The organism is Zobellella denitrificans, from assembly GCF_002237365.1.
Lineage (GTDB): Bacteria > Pseudomonadota > Gammaproteobacteria > Enterobacterales > Aeromonadaceae > Oceanimonas > Oceanimonas denitrificans.
This window is the reverse complement of sequence record NZ_NMUO01000067.1, coordinates 1-22,045: the sequence shown is the minus strand read 5'-3', so window position 1 is coordinate 22,045 and position 22,045 is coordinate 1. Positions and strand designations below refer to the sequence as shown.

The following is a 22,045-nucleotide window of genomic DNA, read 5'->3' as shown; positions in this document are numbered from 1 at the left end:
CGGCGGCCAGTTCCCGGGCCTTGGCGGCCAAGGCCAGTTCCCGCGCCTGCTCGCGCACCTCGGCGAAGTCGCGCACCGCGGCGGGCCTGTGCTCGGTCACGTGGATGACGATGGCCCTGTTGCTGCCCAGCTCGATCAGATCCGAGTTCACGCCCTGCTGACGCAGCCGCTCGGAGAAGGCCTGGGTCAGCACCCGCGGATCATTGATCTCGGCCGGGGCGTCCTGGGTGGAGAAGTAGTCGGTCGACTTGACTTCCAGCCCCAGTTCCTGGGCCGCCATGTCCAGGGAGTCGGGGAACTCGAAGGCCAGCTCGGCCAGGCGCTGCTCCCGGGCATAGAAGGCGTTGGCCGCCTCGTCCCGGGCCAGTCGCTCGGCGATGCTGTCGCGCACCTCGGCCAGGGGCCGGGTCTGGGCGGGCTGGACCTCCAGCAGGGTGATCAGGTGCAGGCCGAACTCGCTCTCGACCACCCCGGAAACGTCGCCCACCTGAGCCAGGGCGAAGGCCGCCTGGTCGAAGGCCGGATCCATGGTGCCGGTTTCCATCCACTCCAGTTCACCGCCCCGGGCGCCGGAGAAGCTGTCGTCCGACTCGGTGCGGGCCAGCTCGGCAAAGGCTTCGCCGGCGGCCAGGCGCTCGGCGATGGCCTGGATCTTCTGCTCGGCATCCCGGCCCTTGTTCACCATAATATGAGCCACCTTGCGCTGCTCCGGCCGGCTGTAGGTCGACAGGTTGGCCTGGTAGTAGTCCGCGATGGCCTGCTCGTCGATGTCGGCGCTGGAAACGGCGCCTGCATCCAGCAGCAGGTAGTTGATCCTGACCTGCTCGGGGCGCTGGAACTGCTGCGGCTGCTGCCGGTAGTAGGCTTCCACCTCCTCGTCGCTCGGCTCGGCCCGCTCGCTGAAGTCGCTCAGGGGCAGGCGCACGTATTGGGCATCCCGCTGCTGGCGGCTCAGCCGATCCAGCCAGCCGGCCTCGGCTTCCAGGGTAAAGCTGGAGCCGACCAGGGCGCTCAGCAACATCTGCCGGCTCAGATCCTGGCGCACGCTGTCGCGCAACTGCTCGGGGCTGATGCCGCTGCGCGCCAGCAGCTGCTGGTAGCGCTCGTTGTTGAAGCGGCCATCCTGCTGGAACTCCGGCAGGTTACGGATGGCGTTGCGCACCTGCTCGTCGCTGGCGCGCAGCTTCAGCTCCGCCACCTTCTGGTCGATCAGGCGCTGCTCCACCATCTGCTCCAATACCGAACGGCGGATCTGCTCCACATAGGCGGGATCACCCAGCAGTTGGTTGAACTGGGGGCCCAGCTGGCTTTCCAGGCGGGCACGTTCGTTGCGGTAGGCATTTTCCAGCGCCTGGGCGCTGATCTCGTCACCGTTGACCACGGCGGCCACTTCCACCACCGGCCGGGTGACATAACTGCCCACCCCGGCCAGGGCGAAGGACAGGATGATCAGCCCCAGTACGATCTTGGAGGTGGTGCCCTGGGCACCCGCCCTTAGCTTCTCAAAAAACATAAGTTGTCGTTACTCCCGATAGACGGCTGCGCCGTCTTGCCCGAAAAAAAAGCGCACCACTGGATGCGCCTTTCCGGATCATGACCCGCCGGACCCCGAGGTCCGATAACAGCAGCCGCTTAGTTGACGGCGTCTTTCAGCGCTTTACCGGCCTTGAATCCCGGTGTCTTGGCCGCGGCGATCTCGATGGTGGCGCCGGTTTGCGGGTTGCGGCCGGTGCGGGCGGCGCGCTCACGCACGGCAAAAGTACCAAACCCAACCAGCGATACCTGATCCCCTTCCTTCAGTGATTCGGTTACCGCTTCAACGAAGGCATCCAGCGCCCGGCCGGCCGCGGCCTTGGTGATGTCGGCGCCGTCCGCAATTTTGTCGATCAGTTGAGATTTATTCACAGTCATTCCCCTTGTCGTTTTTTTTACGGGTCGGATAACGCAACCCTGACCTTGATTCATTATTGGTTGGCGGCGGCGCCTTCATGGTGCCGCCGGCTATTTCCGGGCGATGCCGGCATCATCCATGCCGGGCCCCCAACAAAATCCACCCAAGGCTACTGCGACTCATGGCCGCTGACAAGCCTGAAACCGTGACTTGCGGTGAAAAAGCTAGCTCTGGACGACCGAAAAGCCTTCCGGCGGTTGCTCCAGGGCCAGTTCCAGCACTTCTTCTATCCAGCGCACCGGATGGATCTCCAGATCCTGCTTCACGTTTTCCGGAATTTCCTCCAGGTCCCGCTCGTTTTCCTTGGGGATCAGCACCCGCTTGATGCCGCCTCGGTGGGCCGCCAGCAGTTTCTCCTTGAGGCCACCGATGGGCAGCACCTCGCCACGCAGGGTGATCTCGCCGGTCATGGCCACGTCGGCCCGCACCGGGTTACCGGTGAGGCTGGACACCAGGGCGGTGCACATGGCGATACCCGCGCTGGGGCCGTCCTTGGGCGTAGCCCCTTCCGGCACGTGTACATGGATATCGCGCTTCTCGTGGAAGTCGGCGTTGATGCGCCATTTCTCCGCCCGGGAACGCACCACGGTGAGCGCCGCCTGGATCGACTCCTGCATCACGTCGCCGAGCGAGCCGGTGTAGGTGAGCTTGCCCTTGCCGGGCACGTTGGCCACCTCGATGGTGAGCAGATCGCCGCCCACCTCGGTCCAGGCCAGGCCGGTCACCTGCCCCACCTGGTTGTGCTCCTCGGCTTTGCCGTAGTCGAAACGGTGCACGCCCAGGTACTTTTTCAGGTTGTCCTGGTTGATCACCACCTGTTTGAGATCCTTGTTGAGCAGGATCTCCTTCACCGCCTTGCGGCACAGCTTGGAAATTTCCCGCTCCAGGCTGCGCACCCCGGCTTCCCGGGTGTAGTAACGGATGATGCCGAGGATGGCCGAATCCTCCACCACCAACTCCCCGTCCTTCAGGCCGTTACGGCTGATCTGCTTGGACAGCAGGTGGCGCTTGGCGATGTTGAGCTTCTCGTCCTCGGTATAGCCGGACAGCCGGATCACCTCCATCCGATCCAGCAAGGGCCCCGGAATGTGCATGGAGTTGGAGGTGGCCACGAACATCACATCGGACAGGTCGTAGTCGACTTCCAGGTAGTGGTCGTTGAAGCTGTGGTTCTGCTCCGGATCCAGCACCTCCAGCAGGGCCGAGGCCGGATCGCCGCGCATGTCGGAGGACATCTTGTCGATCTCGTCCAGCAGGAACAGCGGGTTGCGTACCCCCACCTTGGCCATCTTCTGGATAAGCTTGCCGGGCATGGAGCCGATGTAGGTACGACGGTGGCCGCGGATTTCCGCCTCGTCCCGTACCCCGCCGAGCGCCATGCGCACGTACTTGCGGCCGGTGGCCTTGGCGATGGACTGGCCGAGGGAGGTCTTGCCCACCCCGGGTGGCCCCACCAGGCACAGGATGGGACCTTTCAGCTTGTTGATCCGGCTCTGCACCGCCAGGTATTCGATGATGCGCTCCTTGACCTTCTCCAGGCCGTAGTGGTCGGCGTCGAGGATTTCCTCGGCCTTGGCCAGGTCCTTCTTCACCTTGGAGCGTTTCTTCCAGGGCACCGAGATCATCCAGTCGATATAGCCGCGCACCACGGTGGCTTCCGCCGACATGGGCGACATCATCTTCAGCTTGGCCAGTTCGGCCTCGGCCTTCTGCCGGGCCTCGTCGGTCATGCCGGCGTCTTCTATTTTCTGTTGCAGCGCCTCGAACTCGTCGGGTACCTCGTCCAGTTCGCCCAGCTCTTTCTGGATGGCCTTCATCTGTTCGTTGAGGTAATACTCGCGCTGGCTCTTCTCCATCTGCTTCTTGACGCGGGAGCGGATGCGGCGCTCCACCTGCAGCAGATCGATCTCCGACTCCATCATCGCCATCAGGAACTCGAGGCGTTCGCCCACCTGGGCGAATTCCAGCACCTTCTGCTTGTCTTCCAGCTTGAGCGGCATGTGGGCAGCCATGGTGTCGGCCAGGCGGGCCGCGTCCTCGATGGCGGACAGGGAGGTCAGCACCTCGGGCGGGATCTTCTTGTTGAGCTTGATGTAGCCTTCAAACTGGGTGATGGCCGAGCGCACCAGCACTTCCTGCTCGCGCTCGTCCAGCGGCTCGGTGGCCAGGTACTGGGCGTCGGCCACGAAGTAGCCGTCCTGCTCGCGCAGCTGCTCCAGCCGGGCGCGCTGGCCACCCTCCACCAGCACCTTGACGGTGCCGTCGGGCAATTTGAGCAGTTGCAGTACATTGGCCACGGTACCCACCTGGTAGAGGTCGTTGGCCCCAGGATCATCGGTGGACGCATCTTTCTGCGCGATCAGCAGCACCTTCTTGTCCTGCTCCATGGCCGCTTCCAGGCAGCGGATGGATTTTTCCCGTCCCACGAACAGCGGGATCACCATATGGGGATACACAACCACGTCACGGAGAGGCAGGACGGGGGTTTCGATGCGTTCGGAACGCTCTAGGGTCATAGTGTCCTCTCGGCTTGAATGCAATTTGTTAGCGCTTGGGCAGTATATGGGGGCGGGATCACAAGATTCAATCGCCGCAGGTACAAAAACAGGAAAAGGGGCCAAAGGCCCCTTTTAACCGCTTAAAAATACCCCAATCAGTCGCCGGAGGCGGCCTGTGCCTCGCCTTTCTGGTAGATAAGGATAGGCGCGGATTCGCCCTTGATCACGGTTTCGTCGATCACCACCTTGGCCACGTCACTCATGGACGGCAGGTCATACATGGTGTCGAGCAGCACGCCTTCCACGATGGAACGCAGGCCGCGGGCGCCGGTCTTGCGCTCCATGGCCTTGCGGGCGATGGCGCGCAGGGCGTCGTCACGGAACTCGAGATCCACGTCTTCCAGGGAAAACAGGGCCGCGTACTGCTTGGTGAGGGCGTTCTTGGGCTCGGACAGGATCTGCACCAGGGCGTCTTCGTCCAGCTCGGTGAGGGTGGCGACCACCGGCAGACGACCGATAAACTCGGGGATCAGGCCGTACTTGACCAGATCCTCGGGCTCCACCCGGGTGAAGATCTCGCTCAGGGAGGCCTTCTCGCTCTTGGTCTTGACCTCGGCGCCGAAACCGATGCCGGTCCCCTTGTCCAAGCGCTGCTCGATCACCTTGTCCAGGCCGGCGAAGGCGCCGCCGCAGATGAACAGGATCTTGGAGGTGTCCACCTGCAGGAACTCCTGCTGGGGATGCTTGCGCCCGCCCTGGGGCGGTACCGAGGCGACGGTGCCCTCGATCAGCTTCAGCAGCGCCTGCTGTACCCCTTCACCGGACACATCCCGGGTGATGGAGGGATTGTCGGACTTGCGGGAAATCTTGTCGATCTCGTCGATATAGACGATGCCGCGCTGGGCCTTTTCCACGTCGTAGTCGCATTTCTGCAGCAGCTTCTGGATGATGTTCTCCACGTCCTCGCCCACGTAACCGGCTTCGGTCAGGGTGGTGGCGTCGGCCATGGTGAAGGGCACGTCCAGCAGCCGGGCCAGGGTTTCGGCCAGCAGGGTCTTGCCCGAGCCGGTGGGGCCGATCAGCAGGATGTTGGACTTGCCGAGTTCGACGCCGTCGGTGCTGCCGGCATTGCGCAGCCGCTTGTAGTGGTTGTACACCGCCACCGCCAGCACTTTCTTGGCGTGATCCTGACCGATGACATAGTCATCCAGGTGGGCGCGGATCTCGTGGGGCGTGGGCAGGGCGCTGCCTTCCCGCTTGGGCGAGATGTCCTTGATTTCTTCCCGGATGATGTCTTCGCACAGTTCGACACATTCGTCGCATATATAGACGGAAGGGCCGGCGATGAGCTTACGCACTTCGTGTTGGCTTTTACCGCAAAAAGAACAGTACAGCAGTTTGCCGCCATCCCCTTCGCCCCTGCGTTTGTCTGTCATTCAGTCACCTCGTATGCGTACAGGCTGAGGAGCGTCTACCAGCTCTTAACAAGAGTGTACAGCACCCCTCCCCGCTTTGCTCAATCGCGCTTGAACAGGACCTCGTCGACCAGGCCGTATTCTTTGGCCTGGGCCGCCGACATAAAGTTGTCGCGGTCGGTATCGCGCTCTATTACCGCCAGCTCCTGGCCGGTGTGCTCGGCCAACAGCCGGTTGAGCTTCTCTTTGATATACAGAATTTCCTTGGCGTGGATCTGGATGTCCGACGCCTGGCCCTGGAAGCCGCCCAGGGGCTGGTGGATCATCACCCGGCTGTTGGGCAGGGCGAAGCGCTTGCCCGCGGCACCGCCCGCCAGCAGGAAGGCACCCATGGAGCAGGCCTGGCCCATGCACACCGTGCTGATGTCCGGCTTGATGAACTGCATGGTATCATAGATGGACATGCCCGCGGTCACCGAGCCACCCGGCGAGTTGATATAGAGGTAGATGTCCTTCTCCGGGTTTTCCGACTCCAGGAACAGCAGCTGGGCACAGATCAGGTTGGCCATGTGGTCTTCGACCTGGCCGGTCAGGAAGATCACCCGCTCTTTCAGCAGGCGCGAGTAAATATCGTAGGAACGTTCCCCCTTGGCGGTCTGCTCCACCACCATGGGGATCAGGGCAGCCAGGGGCCCGTCCATCATCGGATTATGATTGCTTGACATAAGATATTGTCCCCAAAACAAAATGGCCCAAGTGCACTCACACTGGGGCCATTATACGCAAGAGCTTAATGCTTAAGTCAAATGTTCTTAAGCACCGACGCCCGGCTTGTTCATCAGTTCGTCGAAGCTGACCTGCTTGTCGGTCACCTTGGCCTGGGCCAGCACGAATTCGATGGCCTGATCTTCGATGGCCAGGTTACGCACGTTTTCCAGCAGTTGCTGGTTTTCGTTGTAATAGGCGATCACCTCGGCCGGGTCCTCGTAGGCGGACGCCATGGAAGCGATGATTTCCTGGACCTTGGCGTCGTCGGCCTTGATCTCGTTCTGCTTGATCACTTCACCCAGCAGCAGGCCCACGCGTACGCGACGCTCGGCCTGCTCCTTGAACAGCTCGGCGGGCAGCTGCGGGGCGTTTTTGGGGTCCAGGCCGCCGAAACGCTGCAGCGCCTGCTTGCGCAGGGTGTCGATTTCGCTGTCGATCAGGGACTTGGGCACGTCCACCGGGTTCTGCTCCAGCAGACCGTCGATCACCTGATCCTTGACGGAGGCCTTCAGGGCCTGGGCCAGCTCGCGCTCCATGTTCTTGCGCACTTCGGCCTTGAGGCCGTCGACGGAGCCGTCGGCAATGCCGAAACGCTGCACGAATTCCTCGGTCAGTTCGGGCAGTTGCTGGGCCTCGACCTTGGTCACGGCGATGGCGAACTGGGCCGGCTTGCCCTTCAGGTGTTCGGCGTGGTATTCCTCGGGGAAGGTCACTTCCAGGGTAAAGTCGTCACCGACTTTCTTGCCCAGCAGGCCTTCTTCGAAACCGGGGATCATGCGGCCGGAGCCCAGCACCAGCACGAAGTCTTCGGCGGCGCCGCCTTCGAACTCTTCACCGTCCACGGAGCCCACGAAGTTCATGGTCACCCGGTCGCCGTCGGCGGCTTCGCGCTCAACGGCTACCCAGTCGGCGTGCTGCTTGCGCAGGGTGTCGATCATCTTGTCCAGATCGGCCTCGGTCACCTCGGCCTGGGGCTTCTCGACGCTCACCGCGTCCAGGCCCTTCACTTCCACTTCCGGGTAAACTTCGAAGGTGGCGGTGAAGGTGAAGTCTTCGCCGGCCTTGATGGCGGCGGGCTCCATGGTCGGCATGCCGGCCGGGTTCAGCTTCTCGCTGATCACGGCTTCGAAGAAGTTGCGCTGCATCAGCTCGCCGGCCACGTCGGCTTCAACGGAGGGGCCGAACATCTTCTTGATGATGGAGAAAGGCGCCTTGCCCGGACGGAAACCGTCGATACGACGGGTCTTGGCCAGCTGACGCAGGCGGCTGTTCACTTCGCCTTCTACCTTGTCGGCCGGTACTGTGATGGTCAGACGGCGCTCCAGGCCTTGGGTCGTCTCTACAGAAACTTGCATTCTCTTACCTCAATTTTCTTCAGCACCGTGGTGCTGACCCTGTGATATGTGGGAAGCAGCCCGGCTGCTCCTTGAATTCTGTCGAAGACCCGGGGCCTTCATGGCAAATTAAGACGCGGCATTATAGCGAGGCAGAAAACCAGCGTCGAGCGGCAGTCCGCTCCCGTTGGGCAATATGAGGCATAAATAGCGCTTTTCAACCCCAACGGCTGCGCTCAACCCGCCTTCAGGCAGGACACCAGGTGTTCGCCCTCGCCGGCGAGCCGCGGCCGTTCCTTGGCGCACCGCTCGTCCGCCAGGGGGCAGCGGGTGCGGAACACGCAGCCCGAGGGTGGCGCCATGGGCGACGGCAGCTCGCCCGCCAGCAACTGGATGGCCTTGCTCCGTTCCAGATCCGGATCCGGGATGGGCACGGCGCTGAGCAGGGCCCGGGTATAGGGATGGCCGGGAGCGGCGTACAGCGCCGGTTTCCGGGCCAGCTCCACCCCGTTGCCCAGGTACATCACCAGCACCCGGTCCGCGATGTGCTTGACCACCGACAGATCGTGGGCGATGAAGATGAGCGACAGTCCCATCTCCCGTTGCAACTGCTTCAGCAGGTTGACCACCTGGGCCTGGATGGACACGTCCAGCGCCGACACCGGCTCGTCGCAGATCACCAGTTTGGGCTCCAGGATCAGGGCCCGGGCGATGCCGATACGCTGACACTGGCCGCCGGAAAACTCATGGGGATAGCGGTTGATAAGGTTGGGCAACAGACCCACCCGGCTCATCATGGCCCTCACCTTTTCCTTCACCTGCGCCTTCGGCAGGCGTGGGTAATAGGTGACGAGAGGCTCGGCGATGATGTCCCCTATGGTCATACGCGGATTGAGGGAAGCCAGGGGATCCTGGAAGATCATCTGGATGTCCTTGCGCCGCTCCCGCAGCTCGGCGTGGGACAACTGGGTCAAGTCCTCGCCCCGCCACAACACCTGGCCGGCGCTGGCCGGCACCAGGCCGATCACCGCCCGGGCGAAGGTGGACTTGCCGCAGCCCGACTCACCCACCACGCCCAGGGTTTCCCCCTGGTGGAGATCCAGGCTGACCCCGTCCACCGCCTTCAGCACCCGGGGCGGCTCCCAGGGCCAGGACTTCTCCGCCCTGATGTTGAAATGCACCTTGAGATCGCGGATTTGCAGCAGCGGCTCAGACATGGCTCACCTCCAGTTCGCGGAAACAGGCCCGGCGGCGACCGTCGCCGAACGGGATCAGCGCCGGCGCCTGTTGCAGGCAACGGGACTGCACCTGGTCGCAGCGCTGCTGGAAGGGACAGCCCGGCGGCAGCCGCAACAGGTTGGGCGGGTTGCCGGCGATGGTGGGCAGCTCGGCCGCCTCCCCGTCCAGCCGGGGGATGGCCTTGAGCAACCCTTCGGTATAGGGGTGGCTCGGCCGGTAGAAGATATCCCGCACCGGGCCGTATTCCATGGTGCGGCCGGCGTACATCACCAGCACCTTGTCGCAACTGCCGGCCACCACCCCCAGATCGTGGGTGATAAGGATGATGGCGGTGTTGAACTCGGTCTTGAGTTCCTGCAGCAGGCTCATGATCTGGGCCTGCACCGTCACGTCCAGGGCGGTGGTGGGCTCGTCGGCGATCAGCAGTTTTGGCCGGCACAGCAGCGCCATGGCGATCATCACCCGCTGACGCATGCCGCCGGAAAACTCGTGGGGATAGCGGTTCATGCGGTTGCGGGCCTCGGGGATCTTCACCGCCTCCAGCATCCGCACCGACTCCACGAAGGCCCCGGCCTTGCCCATGCCCTTGTGCAGCATCAGCACCTCCATCAGTTGCTCCCCCACCTTCATATAGGGATTGAGGGAGGTCATGGGATCCTGGAAGATCATGGCGATGTCTTCGGCCCGGATCTTGTTGAGCTCCCGGGTCGGCAGGCCGAGCAGCTCCCGGCCCTGGTAGCGGATCTGGCCGGCGGTGCGGCCGTTTTTGGCCAGCAGGCCCATGATGGCGAAGGCGGTCTGGCTCTTGCCCGAGCCGGACTCGCCGACGATGCCCAGGGTCTCGCCGGCGGCCAACCCGAAGGTCAGGTCGTTGACCGCCACCACCCGGCCTTCGGGGGTGGCGAATTCCACCCTCAGCTCGGTCACATCAAGCAGATTCATGGCGCTCTCCTCAGCGGTCCTTGGGATCCAGGGCGTCGCGCAGACCGTCGCCCAGGAAGTTGAAACAGAACAGGGTCACCACCATGAACACGGCGGGAAACAGCAGTTGCCAGGGGGCAATTTCCATCGCCTTGGCCCCTTCGTCCAGCAGCGCCCCCCAACTGGTCATGGGCTCCTGCACTCCCAGGCCGAGGAAGCTCAGGAAAGACTCGAACAGTATCATGCCCGGCACCAACAGAGTGGCGTACACCACCACGATGCCGAGCACGTTCGGCACTATGTGGCGTACGATGATGTTGAGCCTGCTCACCCCGCACACCTCGGCCGCCTCAATGAACTCCTTGCCCTTGAGGCTCAGGGTCTGGCCGCGCACGATACGCGCCATGTCGAGCCAACTGACCGCGCCGATGGCAAAGAAGATCAGCAGGATATTGCGGCCGAAGAAGGTCACCAGCAGGATCACGAAGAACATGAAGGGGAAGGAATAGAGGATCTCCAGCAGCCGCATCATCACCCGGTCGGTCCGCCCACCCACAAAGCCCGCGGTGGCGCCGTAGAGGGTGCCGATCACCACCGCCACCAGGGCACCGAGCAGACCCACCATCAACGAAATCTGCCCCCCCATCAGGGTGCGTACGAACAGATCCCGGCCCAGGGAGTCGGTGCCGAAGTAGTGGCGGCTCTCCAGGCTGGGAGCCGCCATCATGGCGCTCCAGTCGGTTTCATCGAAGGCATAGGGAGCGAAGCGCGGCCCCAGTACCACCAGCAATGCCATCAACACCAGTATGATCAGGCTGACCAGCGCCGCCCTGTTGTGCAGAAAGCGACGGCGGGCGTCGGCCCAGAGCGAACGCCCCTCCACGTCCAGTTGCTCGGCAAACTGCAGCACCGCCGCTTGCTTGTCTTTGGTTACCACCATGGCTCACCTCGGCTCAGTAACGGATTTTGGGATCGATCACCGCATACAGGATGTCGACCACCGCATTGAAGGTAATGGTGAGGGCACCCACCAGTATGGTCAGCCCCAGCACCATGGAGTAATCCCGGTTGAGGGCGCCATTGACGAACAGCTGGCCGATGCCGGGCAGACCGAAGATGGTTTCGATCACCACCGAGCCGGTGATGATGCCGACGAAGGCCGGGCCCAGGTAGGACACCACCGGCAGCAGCGCCGGACGCAGGGCATGGCGCAGCACGATGCGCGCCATGGGCAGCCCCTTGGCCCGGGCGGTACGGATGAAGTTGGCGTTCATGGTCTCGATCATGGAGCCGCGCGTGATGCGGGCGATGGCGGCGATATAGTGCATCATCATGCCCACCACCGGCAGTACCATGAACTGCCAGCCGCCCCCCTGCCAGCCGCCGGCGGGCAGCCATTTCAGGTGGATGGCGAACACCAGGATCAGCACCGGCGCCAGCACGAAGGAAGGGATCACCACCCCCAGCATGGCGGTGGACATCACCGCATAGTCGAGCCAGCTGTTCTGCCGGAGCGCCGCCATGATGCCGGCGCCCACCCCCAGCAGCACGGCGCCGCCGAAGGCGAACAGGCCAATTTTGGCGGACACCGGCAGCGCCTGGGCCACCAGATCGTTGACGCTGAAGTCCTTGTACTTGAAGGAAGGCCCCAGGTCACCCTGGGCCAGGTTGCCGAGGTAGCTGAAATATTGCTGCAGTACCGGCTTGTCGAGGCCGTATTTGGCCTCGATATTGGCCATCACTTCCGGCGGCAGGGCCCGCTCCGAGCTGAAGGGGTTGCCCGGCGCGAAGCGCATCATAAAGAAGGAAACGGTGATCAACACCAGCAGGGTGGGAATGGCTTCCAGCACCCGCTTGAGAATAAATTTGAACATCCTGAACCTCTGCTCACAGGCAGTTGGCAAATCACGAAGGGGCCGCCACCGGGCGGCTTCCCCTGGTCTATTGGAGCCTGTTTGAAATCTTTTTACTCGGCCAAAGCGCACTACTCCGCCGACTCGCCGTAAACCCATCCCTGGGGGCTCCACCGCGCCATCCATGGCGCGGTGGGTCGGCGGAGCAGCACCCTTTGTCCTTCCTCACGCTTCAGTGTCGCCTGTTAGCGTGCCCCGCAGATAACAGCGGAGCCTGGAAGAGGCGACAGGGATCGCCTCCACCGACCGGCACATGCCAGGGATGACATGTGCCGAGCGTCACAGGGATGTGCTTACAGCGTGTCGGTGGAGGTCGCCCTGTTGACTCTTCGTTGTGTCGTTACAGACAAGCTTCGTAAAGATGTTAAACAGATTCTTTAGTTAGCCTGGATATAGAGATCCTTGCTGTAGATATTGTCCAGCGGGTTGTCCGGGTAGCCGCCCACATGGGGCTGCACCAGCCGCGCCTTCACATACTGGTAGATGGGGGCGATGGGCATGTCCACCGCCAGGATTTCCTCGGCCTGGGCGTAGAGTTGGTTGCGCGCCTCGTCGTCGGTGGCCAGACGGGAGTCGGCCATCAGGCGGTCGAATTCGGGATTGGAATACTTGCCGTCGTTGTTGCCGTGGGTGGTCTGCATCAGATCCAGCATGCTGGACGCTTCGTTATAGTCGGCGATCCAGCCGGCCCGGGCTACCTCGAAGTTGCCCTGGGTCTTGGTATCCAGGTAAGTCTTCCATTCCTGGTTGACCAGCTCCACTTCCACTCCCAGGTGCTTCTTCCACATGGAGGCGATGGCCACCGCCACCTTGCGGTGGTTGTCGTTGGTGTTGTAGAGCAACTGGAATTTGAGCGGCTTGCCCTTGCCGTAGCCGGCCTCTTCGATCAGCGCCTTGGCCCTGGCATCCCGCTCGGCCTGGGACCAGTCCGCCCAGGCCACCGCCGGCGGGGTGAAACCGTCCACCACCTCGGGCGCCAGGGTGTAGGCGGGGATCTCCCCCTGTCCCATCACCATGTTGGCGATGATGTCCCGGTCGATGGCGTAGGACAGGGCGTTGCGCACCCGGGCGTCGTCGAAGGGCGGTTTACGGGTGTTGAACTGGTAGTAATAGGTGCCCACGTAGCCGCCCACCCGCACCTTGTCCGGATGCTGGCTCGAGAGTCGTTTGAAATGCTCGAGGGGGATTTCATAGGTCATGTCCAGCTCGCCGGACAGGAAGCGGTTCATTTCGGCGTTCTGGGACGGGATGGGCAGGTAGGTCACCTGCTCGACCACGGTGCTGGCGTTGTCCCAGTAGTGTTCGTTACGCTTGAGTTCGATGCGTTCGTTCACCACCCAGTTGGACAGGGTGTAGGCGCCGTTGGACACCATGTTGCCGACCCGGGTCCACTCGTCACCGTATTTTTCCACTGTGGCGCGGTGCACCGGGTAGGTGGTGGTGTGGAACATCATGCCCACGAAATAGGGCACCGGCTTGGCCAGGGTCACCTCCAGGGTGCGGTCGTCCAGGGCCCTGACCCCCAGCGCCTCGGGCGGCAGTTTGCCGTTGACCACCTCGGTGGCGTTCTCGATGGTGGCCTTTTCCATGTACCAGGAATAGGGTGACGCGGTCCTGGGATCCACCGCCCGCTTGAAGGCATATTCGAAGTCATGGGCAGTAACCGGATCGCCGTTGGACCAGCGAGCGTCCTCGCGCAGGTGGAACCGATAGACCTGGTTGTCGGCGGTTTCCCAGCGCTCGGCCACGCCGGGCAGGATCTCGCCATTGGGGCCCGAGGTGACCAGGCCTTCGAACAGATCCCGCAGCACATTGGACTCGGGCACCCCCTCGGTCTTGTGGGGATCCAGCGAGGCGGGTTCGGAGCCGTTGCCCCGCACCAGTTGCTGCACCTCGGCCAGCCGGGTGCCCTCGGGCACCTCCGCCGCCAGCGCCTGGCCGGAAAGACCCAGGCTCAGTATGGAAAAGAGGGAACTGGCCAGGATGGTTTTCTGGAAGGTCATTGTTTTTCTCTCCTTGAAGGGGCCCGGACAGACGCCGACACCGCGGCTACCCTGCCGACCCGTGCTATAGTTCCATCTGGTTATACCACGACAAAATACTAAAACAAGATCAAAACAAAGCTTACAAAACCACTGTAAAACGTTTTCGCAGCAAAATAATCCAATAACAACGACCTCGTCACAGTTTCAGTTGTTACTAAAAACAAAAAACGCCGGCTGGGCCGGCGTTTTTTGAGCGAGGCTGGGTCAGCTCGCCTTGGTCTTCAGTTTTTTCACATTGCTCTTGCGGGCGTCCGGCTCCCGTTCCACACCTTCCTGGTAGGCCAGGCCGTAGAAGCTGTCGTGCAGCAGTTGCCTGAGTTCCGCTATCAGCGGGTAGCGCGGGTTGGCACCGGTGCACTGATCGTCGAAGGCGGCGATGGCCAGTTCGTCGAGTTTGGCCAGGAAGTCGGCCTCGTTGACCCCGGCGTCGCGGATGGAGGCCGGAACCCCAAGCTCCGCCTTCAGGCCGTCCAGCCAGGCCACCAGCTTCTCCACCTTGGTGTCGTTGCTGTCGTTCACCGCGGCCAGGCCCAGGTGCACCGCCACCTCGCCGTAGCGGCACTTGGCCTGGGGCCGGTCGTACTGGCTGAAGGCAGTCTGCTTGGTCGGGTTGTCATTGGCGTTGTAGCGAATGACGTTGCTGATCAGCAGGGCGTTGGCCAGGCCGTGGGGCAGGTGGAACTCGGCGCCGATCTTGTGGGCCATGGAGTGGCAGACCCCGAGGAAAGACTGGGCGAAAGCCACACCGGCCAGGGTGGCGCCATTGTGCACCTTCTCCCGCGCCTGCGGATCCTGGGCTCCCTTATGGTAGGCCGCCGGCAGGTAGTTCTTCAGCAGGGTCAGGGCCTGCAGCGCCTGGCCGTCGGCGTATTCGTTGGCCAGCACCGACACATAGGCTTCCAGGGCGTGGGTGACCGCATCCAGGCCGCCGAAGGCGGTCAGGGACTTGGGCAGGTTCATCACCAGATCCGCATCGATGATGGCCATGTCCGGGGTCAGCTCGTAGTCCGCCAGCGGGTACTTGATGCCGGTCTGGTCGTCGGTCACCACCGCGAAGGGGGTCACTTCCGAGCCGGTGCCCGAGGTGGTGGGGATGCACACCATGGCCGCCTTGCCTCCCATTTTCGGGAAGCGGTAGATGCGCTTGCGGATATCCATAAAACGCATGGACAGCTCTTCGAAGTGGGTGTCGGGATGCTCGTACATCACCCACATGATCTTAGCCGCGTCCATGGGGGACCCCCCGCCCAGGGCGACGATGACATCGGGCTGGAAGTGCAGCATGCGCTCGGCCCCCTTGCGCACCGTGGCCAGCGTCGGATCCGCTTCCACCTCATGGAACACCTCCACCTCCATGCCCTGCTGCTTCAGCAAGCGGCCGACCTTGTCGGCGTAACCGCTGTTGAACAGGAAGGAGTCGGTCACCACCATGGCCCGGCGCTTGCCGCCCAGATCGGTCAGCGCCTCGGCCAGGCAGCCCCGGCGGAAGTAGATGGACTTGGGAAGCTTGTGCCACAGCATGTTTTCCGCCCTCTTGGCCACGACTTTACGGTTGATCAGGTGCTTGGGTCCCACGTTTTCGGAGATGGAGTTTCCGCCCCAGGAGCCGCAGCCCAGGGTCAGGGACGGCGCCAGCTTGAAGTTGTACAGGTCGCCGATGCCCCCGTGGGACGCCGGGGTATTGACCAGGATGCGGGCGGTCTTCATCCGATCGCCGAACTGGCGGATGCGCTCGGCGTTGAGATCCTGGTCGGTATAGAGGGTGGAGGTGTGGCCGATGCCACCCAGGATCACCATCTGCTCCGCCATGTCCAGGGCCTCGGCGAAGTCGCGGGCGCGGAACATGCCGAGCGTCGGCGACAGTTTTTCGTGGGCGAAGGGCTCATCGTGACCGATGGCCAGCCCTTCGCCGATCAGGATACGGGTGCTGGCTGGCACCTCCACCCCCGCCATGGCGGCGATGGTCTGGGCCGACTGACCCACGATATCGGCGTTGAGGGCACCGTTTTTGAGGATCACCGCCCGTACCTTGTCGGCGTCGGCGGCGGGCAGCACATAGCCACCGTGGCTCTGGAAGCGGGCCCTGACCTGGTCGTAGACCTCGTCCAGCACGATCACCGCCTGCTCGGAGGCGCAGACCACGCCGTTGTCGAAGGTCTTGGACATGACGATGGACGCCACCGCCCGCTTGATGTCGGCGGATTCGTCGATCACCACGGGGGTATTGCCCGCGCCCACGCCGATGGCCGGCTTGCCGGAGGAATAGGCGGCCTTCACCATGCCGGGCCCGCCGGTGGCCAGGATCAGGTTGATGTCCGGGTGCTGCATCAGGTGGTTGGACAGGGCCACCGAGGGGGTGTCAATCCAGCCGATGATGTCGCGCGGCGCGCCGGCCTCGACCGCCGCCTGCAGTACCAGGCGGGCGGCTTCGCAGGTGGCACCCTTGGCCCGCGGGTGGGGCGAGAAGATGATGCCGTTGCGGGTCTTGAGCGCGATCAGTGCCTTGAAGATGGCGGTGGAAGTCGGGTTGGTGGTGGGCACTATGCCGCAGATCAGGCCCACCGGCTCGGCGATGGTGATGGTGCCGAAGTCACTGTCCTCCTCCAGCACGCCGCAGGTGCGCTCGTCCTTGTACTTGTTGTAGATGTACTCGGAGGCGAAATGGTTCTTGATCACCTTGTCTTCCACCAGGCCCATGCCGGTCTCGGCCACCGCCTGCTGGGCCAGCGGAATACGGGCGTTGTTGGCGGCCAGGGCCGCGGCGCGGAAGATCTTGTCCACCTGCTCCTGGCTGAAGCCGGCATAACGGTGCTGGGCTGCCTTGACGCGGGCCACCAGGGTGTCCAGCTCTTGCAGGGTTGAAACGGCCATAGGGATACTCCTCACTCGAAAATAAAAAACCTTGGCTAAAACCTGAGCCCGAGGGCTTAACCAAAGATTTGATACCAGTGTAGAAGATACCCTTTAATGGGTATTGATCCGGATCAGCATTTCACTCAGTTACGTAATTAAATTACAAAACGCAACCAGCAACTCCCAGACTGACTTAAAGCCTGTTCAAGGTCTCTGCAAGGCTTGTCTATAACGACGGTACGAAGAGGCAACAGGGCCGGCTATTCTGGAAGTGATCAGACGTTGCCAGCGAATTGACAGAAGGTCAGTAATAACGGCGGGGAATAAAGAATAAGGTAGGAAAATAACAAGGCATGCCGGAGCATGCCTTGTGTTTCAGAATCCGCGGAGCCTTAGAAGGACACCCGGCGGTACTTGCGGTATTCGGGCCGCCAGAAGTTGGCTTCTATCGCCTGCTCCAGCACCTCGTCGGAGGTCTGCAGCGCCTGGCCTTGCAACTGGGCGGTCTTGGCCACCATCTTGGCTATCTGCCGGCTGACTTCCTGGATCGCCGACAGCGGCGGCAACAGGGCACCTTCGCCGTTCTGGGCCAGGGGCGAGCAGGCGGCCAGGGCCCGGCTGGAGGACATCAGCATGGCATCGGTGACCCGGCGGGCACCGCAGGCCAGCACGCCCAGGCCGATGCCGGGGAAGATGTAGGAGTTGTTGCACTGGGCGATTTCATACAGCTTGCCCTTGTACTCCACCGGCGCGAAGGGGCTGCCGGTGGCGACCAGGGCCTGGCCGTCGGTCCAGTTGATGATGTCTTCCGGCGTCGCCTCCACCCGGGAGGTGGGGTTGGACAGGGGGAAGACGATGGGCCGCTCGCAGTGGGCGTGCATGGTCTTGATCACCTCCTCGGTGAACAGTCCCGGCTGGCCGGACACCCCGATCAGGATATCGGGCCTGGCGTTTTGCATCACCTCCAGCAGGGAGATGTTCTCGCCCGCCACCTGCCAGTCCCGGATGTGGTCGAGGGACTGGGCCAGGGGACGCTGGAAGTCAACCAGGTTGGGCATGTTGTCGGTGATAAGGCCGAAGCGATCCACCATGAACACCCGCTCCCGGGCCTTGGCGTCGCTCAGGCCCTCGGCCTTCATCTGCGCCACTATCTGCTCGGCGATGCCGCAGCCGGCGGAGCCGGAGCCGAGGAAAGCCACTTTTTTCTCGGACAGCTTGCTGCCGCTGGCCTGGCAGGCGGCGATCAGCGACCCCAGGGTCACGGCGGCGGTGCCCTGGATGTCGTCGTTGAAGCAGCACAGCTCGTCCTTGTAGCGGTTGAGCAGGGGCATGGCGTTCTTCTGGGCGAAATCCTCGAACTGCAGCAGGGCGTTGGGCCAGCGGCGCTTCACCGCCTTGATGAAGGCATCCACGAACTGCTCGTATTCTTCTCCGGTCACCCGCGGGTTGCGCCACCCCATGTACATGGGGTCCTTCAGCAGTTGCGGGTTGTTGGTGCCCGCATCCAGCACCACCGGCAGGGTGTAGGCCGGAGAGATACCGCCGCAGGCGGTGTACAGGGACAGCTTGCCGATGGGAATGCCCATGCCGCCGATGCCCTGGTCGCCCAGGCCCAGGATACGCTCGCCGTCGGTCACCACGATGACCTTGACGTTGCGCTTGGTGGCGTTTTGCAGGATGTCGTCGATGCGCTCCCGGTCCGGATAGGAGATGAACAGCCCCCGGGCCCGACGGTAGATGTTGGAGAACTCCTCACAGGCCTGCCCCACGGTCGGGGTATAGATGATGGGCATCATCTCGGTCAGGTGGTTCTGCACCAGGCGATAGAACAGGGTTTCGTTGGTATCCTGGATATTGCGCAGGTAGATGTGCTTGTCGAGGTCGTTCTGAAAGGCGGTGTACTGCTTGTAGGCGCGGGAAGCCTGCTCTTCGATGGTTTCGATGTTGTGGGGCAGCAGGCCGTCGAGGTTAAAGGCGATCCGCTCTGCCTTGTTGAAGGCGCTGCCTTTGTTCAGCAGTGGGGTTTCAAGCAGGGCCGGGCCTGCGTAGGGTACATATAAGGCTCGTTTTTCTTGATGCTCTTGGGGCATAAGACATCTCGCTTTGTTTTAATCCCTGGGTGGGTCTTTTTGGGGTTATGGGGGCTGGGCCGCAGTATAAGCCAAGCCCCCTTTCCAGACCACCACCAAGGCAGGGATCAGCGCACCGCCACCACGCAGTTGCGGCCCCGGCTCTTGGCGCCGTAGAGGGCCTCGTCCGCCTGGCGCAACAGCTCCTGGATGATGCTGTCCTGGTTGCCTTCCACCACGCCGGCGCTGACGGTGACCGACACCTCGCTCTGATCCAGCGGGTTTTCCACCGGCTGGGACTCCACCGCCAGCCGCAAGGTTTCGGCCTGGCGCGCCCCCTGCTCGAGCGGGGTATCGGGCAGCAGCACGATAAACTCCTCGCCGCCGTAGCGCGCCACTATGGCCTCGGGACCGAAGATGTCCATGATGGTGTTGGCCACGCTGACCAGCACCTCGTCCCCCATCAGGTGGCCCTGGTCGTCGTTGATGCGCTTGAAGCGATCCAGATCCAGCAGGATCAGGGTATAGGGCCGGTCGGGGCTGCTGTGGTGGCGCACCTCCTCCAGCTGGCGCACGAACAGCCGGCGGTTCATCAGCCGGGTCAGGGGATCCCGGGTCGACTCCCGGTACAGATCAAGCAGCATGCGCAGTTGCCCCGCCTGCACCCAGATCATCGCCAGGCTGAAGGCCAGCAGCAGCCAGATACGGTCCACCAGGGCGCCGTTGCTCAGGCTGCGGGAGTCGAGCCAGTAGTCGGTGGCCAGCACCGCCAGGGTGATGACCCCGGCGACCCGCAGGCCAGACTTGATCGGCAGCGGCAGCACCCCCAGTAGCGCCAGCAGGAAATAGGGAAAGGCGATATAGCCCACGGGGATGGGCACCCCGTCCCGGAAACTCCACAATCCGACAAAATTGAAGGCCAGCAGGATGCCGAGCAGGGAGTAGAGCGAGAGTATCATCCAGCGGCGGTTGAGCTTGCACAGGTAGCTTAACGGCAATAAAGGAGTGAGCATGACGCCGGTGATCAACCGGACTTTCCACAGCAGCTTGAAGTGGGCCGGATCCAGTACCCACCAGTCGACGGCAATCCAGCCGGCGATGCCGATGATAAGCAGAGTGACCAGCCAGCGGAAACGGATGGCGACGAAACCGATGCGGGTGAGCTTAAAGTCCCGGGAGTGACAGCTATCGCTCCAGTATTCCTTGAGTTCCAACCCATACCCCTTTTATTTCTCGTTGAACGGCGAACAGCATCGAAGTGCCTCGGGCAGTGCCTTGGTCAGGCACCAGTGCGGCTGCGACAGGAAGTGCAAAAACGCTAACACTACCCAAAGCCCGCAGGATGCGCCAGTGTATTTTGGCCTCCTGCCCCGGCCGGTTGCAGGCCCGGGGCTTAAGTGCCAAAATCCCGCCCAAGCAATCACAGGACTGTTTCATGACCATCAGACTCTACGGCATCAAGAACTGCGACACCGTCAAGAAGGCCCGCAAGTGGCTGGAGCAGCAGGGCATCGACTACCGCTTCATCGATCACCGGGCCGATGGCCTGGATCCGCTCCAGCTCGAGCACTGGCTCGACCAGCTGGGCTGGGAGCAGTTGGTCAACAAACGCGGCACCACTTACCGCGCCCTGCCGGAGGCCGACAAGACCGCCCTGGGCCCGGACACCGCCGTCGCCCTGCTGCTGGCCCATCCGGCCATGATCAAACGCCCCCTGCTGGAACTCGATGGCCAGCTGCACCTGGGCTTTAATGCCGAGCTTTACTCGCGCCTATTCAACATCTAATTAAGGACAACAATGACTGACTCTGCCGTGCTGGCCCTGGCCAAGGATCTGATCAACCGCCCCTCGGTTACCCCCGAAGACGAAGGCTGCCAGGAGTTGATGGGCGCGCGCCTCGAAGCCCTGGGCTTCAGGCTCGAGACCATGGTGTTCGAGGACACCACCAACCTCTGGGCCCGCAAGGGCACCGAGGGCCCGGTGTTCTGTTTTGCCGGCCATACCGACGTGGTGCCGCCGGGCCCCCTCGACAAGTGGCATACCCCGCCCTTCGAGGCCACCGAGATCGACGGCTACCTGCACGGCCGGGGCGCGGCCGACATGAAGGGGTCGCTGGCCGCCATGGTGGTGGCCACCGAGCGCTTCGTCGCCAAACACCCGGACCACCAGGGCTCCATCGCCTTCCTGATCACCAGCGATGAAGAAGGCCCCTTTATCAACGGCACCACCCGAGTGGTGGACACCCTCGAAGCCCGTAACGAGAAAATCACCTGGTGCCTGGTGGGCGAGCCCTCCTCCACCAGCGAGGTGGGCGACGTGGTCAAGAACGGCCGCCGCGGCTCCCTCACCGGCGATCTCCTGGTCAAGGGCGTGCAGGGCCATGTGGCCTATCCGCACCTGGCGGACAACCCGGTGCACAAGGCGGCGCCGGCCCTGGCCGAACTGGCCAACACCGTCTGGGACAAGGGCAACGAGTTCTTCCCGCCCACCAGCTTCCAGATCGCCAACATCCACGCCGGCACCGGCGCCTCCAACGTCATTCCCGGCGAAATGAAGGTGCAGTTCAACTTCCGCTTCAGCACCGAGCTGGACCAGGACAAGATCCAGGCCAAGGTGCACAGCGTGCTCGACGCCCATGGCCTGGACTACGAGCTGCACTGGCTGCTCAACGGCAAGCCCTTCCTCACCGATCAGGGTGATCTGCTGGCGGCCACGGTGGCGGCGGTACAGGCGGTACGCCACCAGGAGCCGGCCCTGCTTACCACCGGCGGCACCTCCGACGGGCGCTTTATCGCCCAGACCGGGGCCCAGGTGATCGAACTCGGGCCGGTCAACGCCACCATCCACAAGCTCAACGAATGCGTGAAAATCGCCGATCTGGAGCAGCTCACCGACATGTACGAGGGCATACTGGAGCGCTTGCTGGCATGACCCCCGAGGCCCTGCTCGGCCTGACCGAGGACCACCTGGTGGCGCTGGCCGAGCCGGGCCACCGGCTGCAACCGGAAGCGGCGGCGGCCTTCGCCGCCCTGCAGGCG

Annotated in this window: 16 protein-coding genes; 2 read left to right on the top strand and 14 right to left on the bottom strand. The window is 63.0% G+C overall.

What is annotated here, in order from left to right:
- From CGX12_RS13700 to CGX12_RS13635, 14 genes are all read right to left on the bottom strand, one after another.
- Positions 1-1,513, bottom strand: a 1,513-nt coding sequence (locus CGX12_RS13700) for a SurA N-terminal domain-containing protein (RefSeq protein WP_094040432.1), incomplete at its 3' end; no start/stop codon positions are given.
- Between the two features lie 119 nt (positions 1,514-1,632).
- The gene (hupB, locus tag CGX12_RS13695; protein ID WP_094040431.1) at positions 1,633-1,905 is read right to left on the bottom strand and encodes a nucleoid-associated protein HU-beta; all 273 of its coding nucleotides are present in this window, start codon (positions 1,903-1,905) and stop codon (positions 1,633-1,635) included.
- Between the two features lie 210 nt (positions 1,906-2,115).
- Positions 2,116-4,467, bottom strand: a complete 2,352-nt coding sequence (gene lon / locus CGX12_RS13690) for an endopeptidase La (protein ID WP_094040430.1) — start codon at positions 4,465-4,467, stop codon at positions 2,116-2,118.
- Positions 4,468-4,604: 137 nt separating this feature from the next.
- Positions 4,605-5,885, bottom strand: coding sequence for an ATP-dependent protease ATP-binding subunit ClpX (clpX, locus tag CGX12_RS13685; protein WP_094040429.1), 1,281 nt, complete (start codon positions 5,883-5,885; stop codon positions 4,605-4,607).
- A gap of 80 nt (positions 5,886-5,965) precedes the next feature.
- Complete coding sequence (clpP, locus tag CGX12_RS13680) at positions 5,966-6,589, bottom strand: ATP-dependent Clp endopeptidase proteolytic subunit ClpP (protein ID WP_094040428.1); 624 nt, start codon at positions 6,587-6,589, stop codon at positions 5,966-5,968.
- Positions 6,590-6,676: 87 nt separating this feature from the next.
- Positions 6,677-7,987, bottom strand: a complete 1,311-nt coding sequence (gene tig / locus CGX12_RS13675) for a trigger factor (protein ID WP_094040427.1) — start codon at positions 7,985-7,987, stop codon at positions 6,677-6,679.
- Positions 7,988-8,202: 215 nt separating this feature from the next.
- Positions 8,203-9,183, bottom strand: coding sequence for a murein tripeptide/oligopeptide ABC transporter ATP binding protein OppF (gene oppF, locus CGX12_RS13670; RefSeq protein WP_094040426.1), 981 nt, complete (start codon positions 9,181-9,183; stop codon positions 8,203-8,205).
- Positions 9,176-10,147 carry an oligopeptide ABC transporter ATP-binding protein OppD gene (gene oppD / locus CGX12_RS13665; RefSeq protein WP_094040425.1) on the bottom strand — a complete coding sequence of 324 codons (972 nt, stop codon included), beginning with the start codon at positions 10,145-10,147 and terminating at the stop codon, positions 9,176-9,178. The genes oppF and oppD overlap by 8 nt, the downstream gene beginning before the upstream one ends.
- A gap of 10 nt (positions 10,148-10,157) precedes the next feature.
- Positions 10,158-11,066, bottom strand: coding sequence for an oligopeptide ABC transporter permease OppC (oppC, locus tag CGX12_RS13660; protein ID WP_094040424.1), 909 nt, complete (start codon positions 11,064-11,066; stop codon positions 10,158-10,160).
- 13 nt (positions 11,067-11,079) lie between these two features.
- On the bottom strand, positions 11,080-12,000 hold the full coding sequence (gene oppB / locus CGX12_RS13655) for an oligopeptide ABC transporter permease OppB (protein ID WP_094040423.1): 921 nt from the start codon (positions 11,998-12,000) through the stop codon (positions 11,080-11,082).
- A gap of 416 nt (positions 12,001-12,416) precedes the next feature.
- Positions 12,417-14,042: an ABC transporter substrate-binding protein gene (locus CGX12_RS13650; RefSeq protein ID WP_094040422.1), complete on the bottom strand. Its 1,626-nt coding sequence runs from the start codon at positions 14,040-14,042 to the stop codon at positions 12,417-12,419.
- 246 nt (positions 14,043-14,288) lie between these two features.
- Positions 14,289-16,955 carry a bifunctional acetaldehyde-CoA/alcohol dehydrogenase gene (gene adhE, locus CGX12_RS13645; protein ID WP_094040421.1) on the bottom strand — a complete coding sequence of 889 codons (2,667 nt, stop codon included), beginning with the start codon at positions 16,953-16,955 and terminating at the stop codon, positions 14,289-14,291.
- Positions 16,956-17,329: 374 nt separating this feature from the next.
- Positions 17,330-19,027 carry an NAD-dependent malic enzyme gene (locus CGX12_RS13640; protein WP_094040420.1) on the bottom strand — a complete coding sequence of 566 codons (1,698 nt, stop codon included), beginning with the start codon at positions 19,025-19,027 and terminating at the stop codon, positions 17,330-17,332.
- Between the two features lie 107 nt (positions 19,028-19,134).
- The gene (locus CGX12_RS13635; RefSeq protein WP_094040419.1) at positions 19,135-20,220 is read right to left on the bottom strand and encodes a GGDEF domain-containing protein; all 1,086 of its coding nucleotides are present in this window, start codon (positions 20,218-20,220) and stop codon (positions 19,135-19,137) included.
- A 221-nt stretch (positions 20,221-20,441) separates the two neighbouring features.
- On the opposite strand from CGX12_RS13635, the gene CGX12_RS13630 reads away from it, so the two are divergent.
- The gene (locus CGX12_RS13630) at positions 20,442-20,792 is read left to right on the top strand and encodes an ArsC family reductase (protein ID WP_094040418.1); all 351 of its coding nucleotides are present in this window, start codon (positions 20,442-20,444) and stop codon (positions 20,790-20,792) included.
- Between the two features lie 12 nt (positions 20,793-20,804).
- Positions 20,805-21,938 carry a succinyl-diaminopimelate desuccinylase gene (dapE, locus tag CGX12_RS13625; protein ID WP_094040417.1) on the top strand — a complete coding sequence of 378 codons (1,134 nt, stop codon included), beginning with the start codon at positions 20,805-20,807 and terminating at the stop codon, positions 21,936-21,938.
- The last annotated feature ends 107 nt before the right edge of the window (positions 21,939-22,045 follow it).